Origin of the sequence: Paenibacillus sp. MMS18-CY102, assembly GCF_009789195.1 — a bacterium.
Classification (GTDB): domain Bacteria; phylum Bacillota; class Bacilli; order Paenibacillales; family Paenibacillaceae; genus Paenibacillus_T.
The window spans coordinates 67502-80147 of record NZ_WSTC01000018.1; the positions used below are offsets into that span (position 1 = coordinate 67502).

The 12646-nt window shown below is 53.8% G+C and carries 14 protein-coding genes; all 14 read left to right on the forward strand.

Annotated elements, in window-relative coordinates; translation table 11 throughout:
* The first annotated feature begins 70 nt into the window (after positions 1 to 70).
* The 14 genes from GON22_RS15045 to GON22_RS15110 all read left to right on the forward strand — a co-directional run bounded on the left by GON22_RS15045 (position 71) and on the right by GON22_RS15110 (position 12572).
* Positions 71 to 733: a glycosyltransferase gene (locus GON22_RS15045; RefSeq protein ID WP_442954380.1), complete on the forward strand. Its 663-nt coding sequence runs from the start codon at positions 71 to 73 to the stop codon at positions 731 to 733.
* Positions 734 to 836: 103 nt separating this feature from the next.
* A complete protein-coding gene (locus tag GON22_RS15050; RefSeq protein ID WP_160396919.1) occupies positions 837 to 1289 on the forward strand; it encodes a hypothetical protein in 453 nt (150 codons plus the stop codon).
* A gap of 222 nt (positions 1290 to 1511) precedes the next feature.
* Positions 1512 to 1841, forward strand: coding sequence for an MGMT family protein (locus GON22_RS15055; RefSeq protein WP_160396920.1), 330 nt, complete (start codon positions 1512 to 1514; stop codon positions 1839 to 1841).
* Positions 1838 to 3286, forward strand: a complete 1449-nt coding sequence (locus GON22_RS15060) for a DEAD/DEAH box helicase (RefSeq protein ID WP_160396921.1) — start codon at positions 1838 to 1840, stop codon at positions 3284 to 3286. The genes GON22_RS15055 and GON22_RS15060 overlap by 4 nt, the downstream gene beginning before the upstream one ends.
* 125 nt (positions 3287 to 3411) lie before the next feature.
* Complete coding sequence (locus tag GON22_RS15065; protein ID WP_336604315.1) at positions 3412 to 5478, forward strand: molybdopterin-containing oxidoreductase family protein; 2067 nt, start codon at positions 3412 to 3414, stop codon at positions 5476 to 5478.
* Positions 5479 to 5502: 24 nt separating this feature from the next.
* Positions 5503 to 6120 (forward strand): hypothetical protein, encoded by a 618-nt coding sequence (locus GON22_RS15070; RefSeq protein WP_237179172.1) that lies wholly within the window; start codon positions 5503 to 5505, stop codon positions 6118 to 6120.
* Between the two features lie 38 nt (positions 6121 to 6158).
* Positions 6159 to 6749 carry a sigma-70 family RNA polymerase sigma factor gene (locus tag GON22_RS15075; protein ID WP_336604316.1) on the forward strand — a complete coding sequence of 197 codons (591 nt, stop codon included), beginning with the start codon at positions 6159 to 6161 and terminating at the stop codon, positions 6747 to 6749.
* Entirely contained in the window at positions 6736 to 7752 is a 1017-nt protein-coding gene (locus GON22_RS15080; RefSeq protein WP_160396925.1) for a hypothetical protein, read from the forward strand. The genes GON22_RS15075 and GON22_RS15080 overlap by 14 nt, the downstream gene beginning before the upstream one ends.
* A 63-nt stretch (positions 7753 to 7815) precedes the next feature.
* On the forward strand, positions 7816 to 8955 hold the full coding sequence (locus GON22_RS15085) for a hypothetical protein (protein WP_160396926.1): 1140 nt from the start codon (positions 7816 to 7818) through the stop codon (positions 8953 to 8955).
* Positions 8945 to 9823, forward strand: coding sequence for a hypothetical protein (locus GON22_RS15090; protein WP_160396927.1), 879 nt, complete (start codon positions 8945 to 8947; stop codon positions 9821 to 9823). Before GON22_RS15085 ends, GON22_RS15090 begins: the two co-directional genes overlap by 11 nt.
* Positions 9820 to 10629 carry a hypothetical protein gene (locus tag GON22_RS15095; protein ID WP_202113253.1) on the forward strand — a complete coding sequence of 270 codons (810 nt, stop codon included), beginning with the start codon at positions 9820 to 9822 and terminating at the stop codon, positions 10627 to 10629. The genes GON22_RS15090 and GON22_RS15095 overlap by 4 nt, the downstream gene beginning before the upstream one ends.
* A gap of 102 nt (positions 10630 to 10731) precedes the next feature.
* Entirely contained in the window at positions 10732 to 11280 is a 549-nt protein-coding gene (locus tag GON22_RS15100; protein ID WP_160396928.1) for a class I SAM-dependent methyltransferase, read from the forward strand.
* A 206-nt stretch (positions 11281 to 11486) separates the two neighbouring features.
* Entirely contained in the window at positions 11487 to 11687 is a 201-nt protein-coding gene (locus tag GON22_RS15105) for a cold-shock protein (RefSeq protein ID WP_006040622.1), read from the forward strand.
* A 210-nt stretch (positions 11688 to 11897) separates the two neighbouring features.
* Entirely contained in the window at positions 11898 to 12572 is a 675-nt protein-coding gene (locus tag GON22_RS15110) for an S-layer homology domain-containing protein (protein WP_237179173.1), read from the forward strand.
* Positions 12573 to 12646 lie beyond the last annotated feature (74 nt).

The following is a 12646-nucleotide window of genomic DNA, read 5'->3' on the forward strand; positions in this document are numbered from 1 at the left end:
CGAAGAAATCGCCCACAATATATGCGAAATTCGATAATTCTGCGTGCAAAAAGGAGAACAAACGTTCATGATGAAACGATTCACGCGACTTACAATGGCCTGCTTGCTGGAAACAACTGTAATATCGCCTGCGGCGGTTAGCGCAGCGGCAGCTGAGAAGCCTGTAGCGCATCAGGCACACTCGGGCTGGACGAACAGTAAAGTGAAGCTCACCTGCGACATGCGCCGGCTCTGGATCGACCATTCAGAGTGGACGAAGTATTACATTATTAGCGCAATCGCAGGGCTGGAGGATCAAGAGCAAGTGCTGGCTCGCTTGCTTCGCAATCAGCAGGATATCGGCAACACGTTTAAGCTTTATTATGGCGAGGCGGCGGGCAATAAGCTGACAATGCTGTTGCAGGAGCATATTATGCTTGCGGGCAAGGTGTTAGCGGCGGCCAAAGCGGGCAATCAGGCGGAGTTAGCTGCGGCGAACAAGGAGTGGTACCGCAATGCGGACGACCTTGCAAGATTTTGGAGCGGCATCAACCCGAACTGGCCAGAGAAGCAGCTTAGAGATATTTTGTACAAGCATCTGGAGATTATAACGGAGATCGTTGGAGCGCGGCTGAAGAAAGACTGGGCTGCGGATATTCTCGCGACGGACAAAGGGGAAGACCATCTCATGATGCTGGCTGACATCCTGTCTGCAGGCATTATGAAGCAGTTTCCCAAAGCATTTCAACAATAATCTGCCGTAATGGGGGGTTCGATCCCCTCCAACTGTACAAGCAACGATTCGTCCTCCTGCATTTGCTGTAGCATCCCGTCAATTTACAGGAGGATTGAATCCATTGATTAGCTCAAAAGCATCCGCAAAGCGCCAATGCGCGACCAAGTGCCGGCCAAAACGGCGGTTATCTGGCGCTACGCTCGGCACGTACACGACCGGCATTCTGCGCCGCCCGCCAGGAACACAATTTTCGCTCGTCGACGCCGTGAATCTTAGCAAGTTCAGCCGGAGCGTGACTGTGCGCGTATACGATTGGTCTAGCGGCACGCCAGTGGCATTGCCTGTATTCCCTTGCGAGACACGTAGCTGTACAGTATGGCTTGGTGCGAACCGGTCGGACTTTCTGTATGCGGATGTTTCAAATGTGCAGTTTAAATATGAAGTGCGCATTACACGGCCCATTGACCGCAATTTGGTCACTAATGTGTTCGGCGTAAGCAACACGCCATTCACGCCGCAGCCGGGCGATACAGTATTGCAGAAAAATCTGGTTCGCATTCGGCGCATGCGCTAACAACCACGATATAAAAGGATAGAAGCTCATCGCGCGGCAGGCGGTGGGCTATTTTTGCGCTGTTTACACTTTCCTCCCATTAACGAAGATAACGACGATGGAATCGATCCTCCTGGGACGAAAGGAAAAAGGAGAGCTGCAGTGATTCATTTGGGCGGGGGATGTGCCTTTGTGCCAAGCTTACTTTATAATAAAAACAAATAAGCAGGTGGAGGGGCACGCGTGGAACCATTTACACTGCGAGTGGTCGAGATCATTAAAGGCATCCCGGCAGGCCATGTTATGACCTATGGTCAAATTGCGGCGTGGGCAGGCAGCCCGCGGGCGGCAAGGCAGGTTGTACGGCTACTGCATTCGCTGAGCATGAAGCATGGGCTGCCTTGGCATCGCGTCGTGAATGCGAAGGGCGAGATTGCGATTCAAGACGTCGAAGGGCGCGATACGCAGTTGTTTTTGCTTGAGCAGGAAGGCGTCGTTTGCCTCAGTGGGCGCATTGATTTGGACAAGTACCGGTACGAGGGACCGCCGCATAGAGATGAGGACGAGAGATGAGTTGGAGTGGGTTTGGTCAGTATGGATTGAGTGAAGACATCGTCAGGGCACTAGAGGGATTAGGGTTCAATGAGCCAACGGAGGTACAGCGTGAGGTCATTCCGGTGGTGATGCATAATCGGGATATTGTAGTGAAATCGCAGACGGGGAGCGGGAAGACGGCTGCATACGGCATTCCGCTGTGCGAGCTTGTGAACTGGGAGGAGAATAAGCCTCAGGTGCTTATTCTAACGCCGACGCGGGAGCTTGCGGTACAGGTGAAAGAGGATCTGACGAACATTGGGCGGTTCAAAAGGGTGAGGGCAGCTGCGATATACGGTAAACAGCCGTTTCACGTCCAGAAGCTGGAGCTGAAGCAAAAGACGCATATCGTTGCCGGTACGCCTGGCCGCGTGCTGGACCATATTGAGAAAGGCACATTCCCGCTTGGCAAGCTGGCGTATCTCGTCATTGACGAGGCAGATGAAATGCTCAACATGGGCTTTATCGATCAAGTAGAGGCGATTATTCAGCGGCTGCCGGCCGAGCGGGTGACGATGCTGTTCTCCGCGACGCTGCCGGAGGATGTTGACCAACTGCGCCAGAAGTATATGCGTGATCCGGTCTCGGTTGAAATTCAAGCGACAGGGCTGACGACCGATGCGATCGAGCATGCGCAGATGAAAGTGAGCGAAGCGGACAAGTTCGAGCTGCTGCAAAATGTCACCATGGTGGAGAACCCGGACAGCTGTATTATTTTTTGCCGGACGCAAGAAGGGGTTAACGACCTGTTCCGTGGGCTAGCGCGGTTAGAGTATCCATGCGACCGCATCCATGGAGGGATGGCGCAGGAAGAACGGCTTGAAGTGATGAGTGCGTTCCGCCGCGGACAATTCCGTTATCTAATTGCGACGGATGTTGCGGCACGCGGAATCGATATCGATAATATTACGCATGTGATCAACTATGATTTTCCGCTCGATAAGGAGGGTTACGTCCACCGAACGGGGCGGACGGGCCGGGCGGGCAAGCGCGGCCAGGCGATCACCTTCGTGACGCCGAGCGATGAAGGGCGTTTAGCTGAGGTGGAGAAGTACATTGGATTCCGCATTCGCCGCGTAGAGGAGCCATCTGCCGAGGAAGTCGAATCGGGGCGAGGAGCGTTCGAGCAGAAAATTTATCGGCAAACGCGCCGCAAGAAGGACAAAGGCGAGCAGGTAAGCGCTGAAGCGGGCATCATGAAGCTTTACTTCAACGGAGGCAAAAAGAAAAAGCTTCGCGCCGTCGACTTCGTCGGCACCATCGCCCGTATCGACGGCATGGCCGCAGATGACATCGGCATTATTGCGATTCAGGATAATGAGACGTTCGTCGATATTTTGAACGGCAAAGGGCTGCTCGTCCTGCAGGCGATGAAGAGCACGACCGTTAAGGGCAAGCTGCTGAAGGTGCATAAGGCGAAGTGAGGCTGTCCGCTGGCAAGCGAGGCAGAATATAGCCGGAGGGCGAGTCGAGTGATCAAGTGTCCCGTAGTCGCGCCTGCTTGCTATAAATAAACATTTCATACATGACAGAGTGGGAGGCGGGGCTAGTGCCTACGCAACAGCGTCAACAACAACCAGAATCTTATCTCCATCAGCGCGACGGTGTCGTGCCCGCCGTTTGCTCGCTGGATTGTCCGGATCAGTGCGGCCTGCTGCTGCACAAGAAGGACGGCAAAATCATTAAAGTGACCGGTGATCCCAACCATCCCGTCACGCAAGGCAATATATGCAATAAGGTGCGCCACATGGGCGAGCGGCTGTATGATCCGAAGCGCTTAACGCAGCCGATGAAGCGGACCGGAGCAAAGGGCGAGGGCAAATTCGAGCCGATTAGCTGGGCAGACGCGATCGATACGATTACAACGCGCTGGAAGTCACTCGTGGCGGAGCATGGTCCGGAGAGCATCTTGCCTTACAGCTTTTATGGGAACATGGGGCGGCTGAATGCCGAAGGGATGGACCGGCGGTTTTTCAATCGGCTAGGCGCGAGCCAACTGGACCAGACGATTTGCGCATCGGCGGGGGGCGTTGGCTATTCCTATACGATGGGCGGCAGCTTCGGCACGGACCCGGAATCGACGGTTCATACGAAGCTTTTCATTATGTGGGGCATTAACACAGTTAGCACGAACATGCATCAGGTCGTATACGCCGAAAAAGCACGCAAAAACGGCGCCAAGGTTGTCGTTATCGACGTGCATCAGAACCAGACAGGGCGGTGGGCGGATTGGTTCATTCCGATTCTGCCCGGTACAGACAGCGCGCTTGCGCTGGGGATGATTCATATTTTGTTCGCGGAAAATCGCACGGATGAAGCATTCCTGAAGCAATACACCGTCGGCCACGAGCAACTGCGGGAGCATGTGAAGCAGTATGGCCCGGAGACGGTCTCGACGATTACAGGCGTGCCGGTTGAGGAAATCTACAAGCTCACGCGATTATATGCGGACACTGCGCCATCGCTCATCCGTATTGGCAACGGGCTGCAGCATCACGACAATGGCGGCATGTGCATTCGGACGATTGCATGCCTGCCTGCGCTTACGGGCCAGTGGCTCGTGCCGGGAGGCGGCGCAATGAAAGGGAACAGCGGCTTCCTGCAGTTTAATACGGACGCGTTGCAACGGCCAGATACAAGGCCTGACCCGAACGCGCGCCATATTAATATGAATCAGCTTGGCAGTGCGCTGCTGGAGCTTGATCCGCCGATCCGTTCACTGCATGTGTATAGCTGTAACCCCGCGCTTGTCGCGCCGGAGGGCAATAAGGTGCGTAACGGGCTGGCGCGCGAGGACCTGTTCTTGGTCGTGCATGACTTGTTCCTGACGGAGACGGCAATGTACGCGGATATCGTGCTTCCTGCAACTTCTTCGTTTGAAAATACGGACTTCTACACGTCGTATTGGCATCATTACGCGCAATTGCAGCAGCCTGTTATTGAGCCATATGGGGAAAGCAAGTCCAACGTCGAAGTATTCCGGCTTCTGGCCCATGGCATGGGCTATGAGGATGCAATGTTCGATGACACGGAAGCGGACATGATCAGGCAGGCGCTCGATTTCCCGGCGAATCCGTACCTAGCGGGCATTAATTATGAGCGGCTAGAACAGGAGACATTCGCCAAAGCGGACGTAACGCCCGCGTTTATCGAGCAGTTGCCGACGCCTAGCGGCAAAATCGAGCTTTACTCAGCTGCGATGGAAGCAGACGGCTATCCGCCGCTGCCTACTTACACGCCGCTCGTAGAAGACGGGGATTACCCGTATCTGTTTGTGCCAGCACCGAACCATAACTTCTTAAACTCGACGTTCTCCAACAATGAGAAGCATGTTCGCATGGAGAAGCTGCCCAAGCTATTCATGAATGCGGCGGATGCAGCGGCTTCGGGCATCACAGATGGCGATATCGTACGGATCTGGAACGAACGAGGCGAATGCGAGATGGCTGCATCGGTAGGGGAGACGGTGCTGCGAGGCGTCGTTGTAAGCCAAGGCTTGTGGGCGGATAACGGGAATGCGAAGCATTTTGTTAACGCACTGACGCCAGACCGGGCTGCCGATATGGGGGGCGGAGCGACGTTCTTCTCCGGTCGGGTTCAGGTGGAGCTTAAATAGCTCGATATGAGAAGGCTGGCACCGATGCGTGCCGGTCTTTTTTTGTGCCAATCGAACTTTTTCGAAGGACAGAACCAATATCTGCTGGATGTGTATTACAGCGATAGAAGGGGAGTGCCAGAGATGGGGAAGTGGACGGGCATAGGACGGGGATTAATCGTCCTGTCTGCGATTGCCGTACTTGCTATGCTGCTAGTATCATGCGGTGCGAGCACGAAGACGCCGCTAGATTACAAGGATAAGGTGAGTGGCGTTGATCTGGGTGCGGAGAACAAGGAATTTGCCGAGTGGGGGCTGACGGAGCAGCAAGTGAAGGAGCATCGGGGGAAGCCGCTGCGAAGGCTGAAGGCAGACGGTGAAACGGTTATTTTGGAATATGCGGATTATCAGTACAGCATCGTGAATGGGCATGTCGCTGGCTATACCCTAATGCCTAAGCATAAGACGGCCAAAGGGCTGCAAATTGGCGATCGGCAGAGCAGCATCGCGGAATCGTATGGAAAGGATTTCTATGCAAGGAAGCAGAAAAGTAATGAATTGATTGGATACATCGATAAGCAGCGGGAGCAGGTACTCGAGTTTGTTATTTCGAGCGACCGGATTGTTGCCATTATCGTATCGGAGTTTGGCATGTTTCGTTAGTGTAACGGGATAAGCGAAGCTAAAGCTTGGAGGTAGGCGTGATAAACGACATGGAAATACAGCCCTTGCTGCAGCCGATCATGGAGGGCGACGAGGCGGCTTTTCGCCAATTGTATCATTTGGTCCATCCGCATATTTACCGTACAGCCTATTTTCTAGCGGCAAATGAGGGCGATGTTAACGATATTGTAAGTGAGGTATATATGGCACTGTTCCAAGCGATTTCTTCCTATCAGGCCCAGCGGCCTTTCCGGTCATGGCTCAATGGCATTATTGTGCGGCAGGCAAGCAATTGGAAAAGAAAGCTATGGCGTGCGATGCGGCTGAAGGCACGCGGGCAGCAGCTATGGATCGGCGATCCATCCCCGGCCCCAGAGGAAGGGTTATTCGCAACAGAGGAGCAGCGCGAGATGCTCCAGCATGTGAACCGGCTATCCGCGAAGCTAAGAGAGGTTATCGTGCTTCGGTATTATCAAGATTGCTCCTATGAGGAGATAGCATCTGCGCTAGGCTTGCCTCTTGGCACAGTCAAGTCGCGGCATCATGCAGCGATAAGCAAGCTTCGCCAGGCGTTAGGCGAGGCTTGGGCCGTTGATCGGGAAGGAGGCAAGCAGCATGTCCATACCTAAGCAGTTGAGCGAAGCCTACGAACAGCGCGCGCTGGAGCTTGTCCCTCCAGAGAAGCAAGCGGAGCAGGTGCTGCAGCAATACAGGCGGCATATGGCTAAGGCGGGGTCCCGCAGGGCGTCGAGGTTAGGAACCGGTTCAAGGCGGCTAAAGCCAACGTTCATAAAGGCAGCCGTAATTATTGGCATCGTAGGTGTCCTGTCCGGGTTTGCCGACTATATGTGGCTCCGCATTAGCGACGAGCGGGTAAGCATCCGGTATGAGGAAGGCATCCATCATGCAATGGACGCATCGACGCTAGTTGCACTGCGTGAGCGATTGCAAGAGGTGAGGGGGCAACTGCCTGTGGGTGGGCAAGCAGTTGTGTACGATCCGGTTATTGGAGAATTGTTCCCCCAGCTTGCCAAGACGCCGATTCTGAAGATATCGAACCCCATTTTGATAAGCGATTTGCGTACATGGGAAGGCGTGCTGGAAAAAGAGGTCGGCAGCTATGCACTTCCTAAGGCTGCCGATGGGCGAGCGTTAACCTTCATTGGCGGCAAGGAGGAAGGGGCGTTTGGGCCAAGAATGACGGAAGAGGATCTGGCGCTGCTGCCCAAGCTGAAGCGGGAAGCGTCGCAGTCTGGAAGTGCGTGGGAAACCATTGCGCCGGCTAGCGGAGGAGATGCGCGCGATAACTCATTCCCCCAATATACGGCGGTTTATCAAAATGAGCGCGGCGATCACATCGACATTGGGATAGAGCTTGTGAGCGAGCAAACGGACATTCGCATGGTGAATGGAGGAGGCTCGAACGAAGAGGAGACGATTGAAGTAAACGGAGCCGCTGCGATCTATATAAACAATACGTTTGTTCTAGCTAGTCATTCTGGACAGTATAAATCCATTCAGTGGCTGGAAACGAGGGAGAACAGCACGATCGTTTACAGTGTGGGAAGCGAGTCTGTTGCATTGCCCAAGGCAGAGCTTATCGCGATTGCAGAGCGAATGGCTGAGCAATAGCAAGGGCAGTAGCGTAAACGGATTCCCGTTAGTCAATCACATGCTCAAGAGGAGGTTAAGCGAGTGGTTCAATCACGCCTGCATTCGCAAACGCATCAGGAAAAGGCACAACGAGCGCCACAGGCGCAGACGGCAGCAGCGGGGCTGGCAGGAGCCGCCCGTGCGCCGCGCATTTCGATAGGGCGGCACTACATGACAATTGGTTTTGCCTTGTGGTTAGTTAGCGGAATTTTTGTAGATGGGTATGCGCATAACCATAATGTGCCTGAGTCATTTTTCACCCCGTGGCATGCGCTGCTCTATTCTGGTTTCCTAGCATCGGCGTGCTGGATGGCCTGGTTGACCTACGAATCGAAACGAAAGACTGGGCTTCCTTGGTTGAAGGCGATTCCCGATGGCTATAGCGTTGGTTTAATAGGCGTCGCTATTTTTCTCCTCGGTGGGTTAAGCGATATGATGTGGCATATTATTTTCGGCATTGAGCAAGATATTGCGGCACTGCTGAGCCCCTCGCATCTTATGCTGCTGGTGGGCGGGCTGTTAATTCTTGCGAGCCCGTTCCGTGCTGCATGGAATGACGCGGGGTTGGCCAAGCCAACATGGCGGGTATTCACGCCCGTGCTGTTGTCGGTTGCTTTTACGTTGGGAATCGTTAGTTTCTTCTTGATGTACGCATGGACGTTTCGGTATAACTTGGCAGGGTTGAAAACGACGGAGTGGTACATGAACCAGTTCTATTCTATGCACATTATGGAAGTGAACGCGACGCGCGGCGTAACGTTTATCATACTGAATACGATTCAATTCATGCTCCCTGTATTTCTGCTCATTAAGCGGTGGGTGTTGCCTAAAGGCACTATTACGGCATTATTCACGGCACTTACTGTTATGATGAGCGTGCTGGATGGTTTTGAAAATTTCCCTGCAATCGTAATCGGCTTCGCCGCGGGCATTGTAGCCGATGTGCTGTATCGCTTGATGCGCCCAAGTGACCAGCGGATTGGGGCGATGCGGATGTTCGCGCTGGCCGTGCCGATTGTATTATGGAGCTTTTATTTCCTTGTGCTTGAATTAACCGACCGCATCGGCTGGGATACGGAGCTGTGGACCGGCGCGATTGTTAGCGCTGCGCTCGCATCGCTTGCACTGAGCCTGCTGTCGGTTCCGCCGAAGATGCCGGATACAGAGCAGCATGAAGCATAAAAGGAGTTGGCGCAAGCAAGGCGTGTTGGCCGCTGTCTTAGGCATGGCGTTACTGCTCGGTGGCTGCTCGGGCAGCAGCATGGGCAACGTCGATATCGATCCGCCTACCCGCGGTTTGCTGCACGCGCTCCAACAGGGCGGCATGGCGAATGTGTCGGATCACGGTTACAAGGTGGAGGTGTTGGCGGTGGACGGCAACAAGCCGCTAACAAGTGGCACCGATATCGCGCTGTCGTTGCAAGTGCGGGACCGTGCAGGAAAGCCGGTGCAAACCTTTACAGAAGATATGACGAAGCTGATGCACCTGATGGTCGTAAGTGAAGATTTATCCTCATTCACACATATTCATCCTGATTATGTGGGCAATGGATTGTTCAAGGTGACGGCGAACTTCCCGTTCGGCGGCGATTTTCTGCTCATACAGGAGTTTATGCCGGATGATCAGCCCGTTACGGTAACTAGGGAGTGGCTGAACGTTGTTGGCGAAGGCCATACGGACCAGAAGCTTGCTCCGCAGGAGCCGCTGCAGCGAACGGTCAGCGGCGTGACGGCTTCGCTGTCGATGATGCCAGACGCCCAATCGCTAGAGGCGGGGCAGATGGTGATGATGGAATTCCATTTGAAAGATGAGCGGACGGGCGAGCCTCTTGTATTAGAGCCGTATTTAGGCACGTCGGGGCATTGCGTTATTTTGAACGAGAATGGCGACCAGTACGTCCACACGCATGCGGTTACGGAGATGAGCCAAGGCTCGAATGTGATGTTTCATGCGGAATTCCCTGCGGGCGGGAAATACCGGGTGTGGGGGCAATTCCAATATCGAGGAGAAGTGGTGACGATTCCATTCGACATTGAGGTGAAGCCATGACTAGCAGCGACGGCATTGGCCTTGCCAGCAGCTTGCCTGTCCCGGTTCTAAGCGAGCGGTTGGTGAAGCTCTGGTCTGGCTATAAACCGCTAATAGCAGAGCTGCCTGTTGGCAGGGCGTTAACGAAAGAAGACCTGTTGGCGCAAGCGTTTCGCGTCGAGCAGAGCGGGAAGCTAGAGATGTATTACGCCCCGCACAACGAGCATGTAAACCCGGAAGCAACGGTGCTCATTATCGGCATAACCCCAGGCTGGACCCAGATGCGAATCGCTTATGAGACAGCACGCCAGGCGATGGCGGAAGGGGCCCCGGATGAAGAGATATTCCGCAGAACGAAGGAAGCCGCACGGTTCGCTGGACCGATGCGAACGAACTTGATTGCGATGCTCAACGAACTGGGGCTCCAGCATTATATGCAGATCGATGATTGTGCCGCTTTGTTCAAGGAACGCCAAGAGCTCTTGCATTCGATTTCGTTGTTAAAATATCCCGTATTTTTCGAGGGAAGCAACTATACAGGAACGCGGCCGCCGCTGTTGGCGAATGCGTTTTTGAAGGAACGGGCGCTATTCTTCATGCTTGAGGAGCTGCGTTCCTTAACCGGGCCTGCCTTAATGATTCCTCTAGGGAAGACGGTTGAGGGAGTGCTGCGGCTGTTGGCTGAGGAGGGGGAGCTCGATGGCGATGCATGCTTATGGGGCTTCCCGCATCCGTCGGGCGCGAATGGCCACCGCCACCGGCAGCTTGCCGAAGGGCGTGACGCCATGCGGGACATACTGGAACGGTGGTTTCAAGCCAGGGGATGAGGGGCGGTGCGGTGCCGTGGGTTTCTGCAAACACCGGATAATGGTATGCTTCATTGTATAGCCCCTAACTAGATTGGGCGTGACGATGAAGGAGTTACCCTAATGGAATCTACGGCCTGGCCCTATACATACGGATTAGCAATTGCTCTTGCCTTGCTAGCGGTTGTCTCCATTGTGTATCGAAGCTTGCGCAATGGCATCACGCCAATGCCATCCTCTGCACCAGTCCGGCGAGCTGTTGCAGCTGAGCTGAGCCGGATCGGCTCTCGTGGTACGCTTGTCGAAGCGGGCTCCGGCTGGGGCACCTTGGCGATGTACATAGCAAAGCAATGCACAGGATGGCGCATTATCGGCGTAGAAAACTCGCGCATCCCATACCTGTTTGCTAAAGCAGCCGCGTGTTTTATGGTTTATCGGAATGTAACGTTCGAGAGAAGCGACTTGTATGCGTATCCGTTTGGCCAGGTAGATGCGATCGTCTGCTATCTATATCCGGGTGCGATGGCTCGGCTTCGTCCATTGCTAGAGCGGCAGCTCGCCCCCGGCGCTTGCGTTATAAGCGTGTGCTTCGCGATGCCCGGATGGAATCCGGAGCGCGTCATTACGTGCCGTGATAGGCATCGGACACGCATTTACGTGTATAAAAACTAGCGCACATCGTTAACCTAAAATTTACAATTAAACGTTTTCATAAACGGGTTGGCTTTCTTGAGCGGAGTGTGTTATACTACAGATGCTCATAAATTAAAACCTTAATTCACATATTACAAAAGGTGAACATTTGTGCGATGCAACCTTTTGCAATATGTGAATTTTTTTCTTTATGATCAACATCACACTTTTTGGAGGTAATACACATGCAACAAGGTACAGTTAAATGGTTCAACGCAGAAAAAGGTTTCGGTTTCATCGAAGTTGAAGGCGGCAGCGACGTATTCGTTCACTTCAGCGCTATCCAAGGCGACGGCTTCAAAACGTTGGACGAAGGCCAACGCGTTGAGTTCACAATCGCTCAAGGCAACCGTGGACCACAAGCTGAGAACGTTGTAAAACTGTAGTACTCAGCTACCTATAGAAACAGCCCCGAACTTCGGTTTGGGGCTGTTTTTTTTCGAGTTCTTACAATTTAACCCGAGTGTGTAACAGCACAGATGGGAGTGGGATTAGAGAAATAAGCCTGGCTTGCAACATTTTGATGGGGAGGCACGTTAGAATGGAAGAATCCATGCGACACGCATACACTACATCAAGACTAAGGGGAATGGATGATGAAAAAAACGATGATAGCAGCAGCACTTACACTAGCACTTCTTGCACCGCTAAGCAACGGGCATGCTTTCGCTGCGGCACCGTTCACTGATATTGGCGGCAGCAGTGCGCAGTCCCAGATTGAAGCGCTCCAAGCGCAAGGAATCGTGCACGGTGTGACGGAGGAGGAATTCCAGCCGACAGCTTCATTGTCTGGCGCGCAGGGCGTCTCGTTAATCGTCAGAAGCATGCAGCTTAGCTTGGCAGCGATCGATTTTAACCAAGCGCCAACGGCGGAAGGGTACTTCAGCAACGTGAGCAATACGGCTTGGTATGCGGATGATTTTGTTATCGCCAAAGCCAACGGGCTGGACATTCCGGCCGACATCGATCCGAAGCAGCCGCTGACACGCGAGCAGTTCGCTTATTGGCTCGTGCAGGGGCTGGAGAAGACGGGGCAGTATCCGCTGATCAAAATGTATATCAACATTAATGATGAAGCTGATTTGACCGTGGCTTATCAAGGCGCCATTCAGCGCGCGCTGTTGTATAAGCTGACGTCGCTGGACGCCGACGGCAACTTCAAGCCGAAGGCGATCGTAACGCGCGAGCAAGCCGCGGCGATGGTCTACGAGGCGGTACAATTCGTTGCTGCGCATAAAGATAGCGGAGCCGGGCAGGCGCCGACGGAGTAAGAGGGAAGTGAAAAGGGGATGTTCCTAGCCGCTTGACGGCTTAGGGACATCCCCTTTTTGAGGTGGAGCGCATG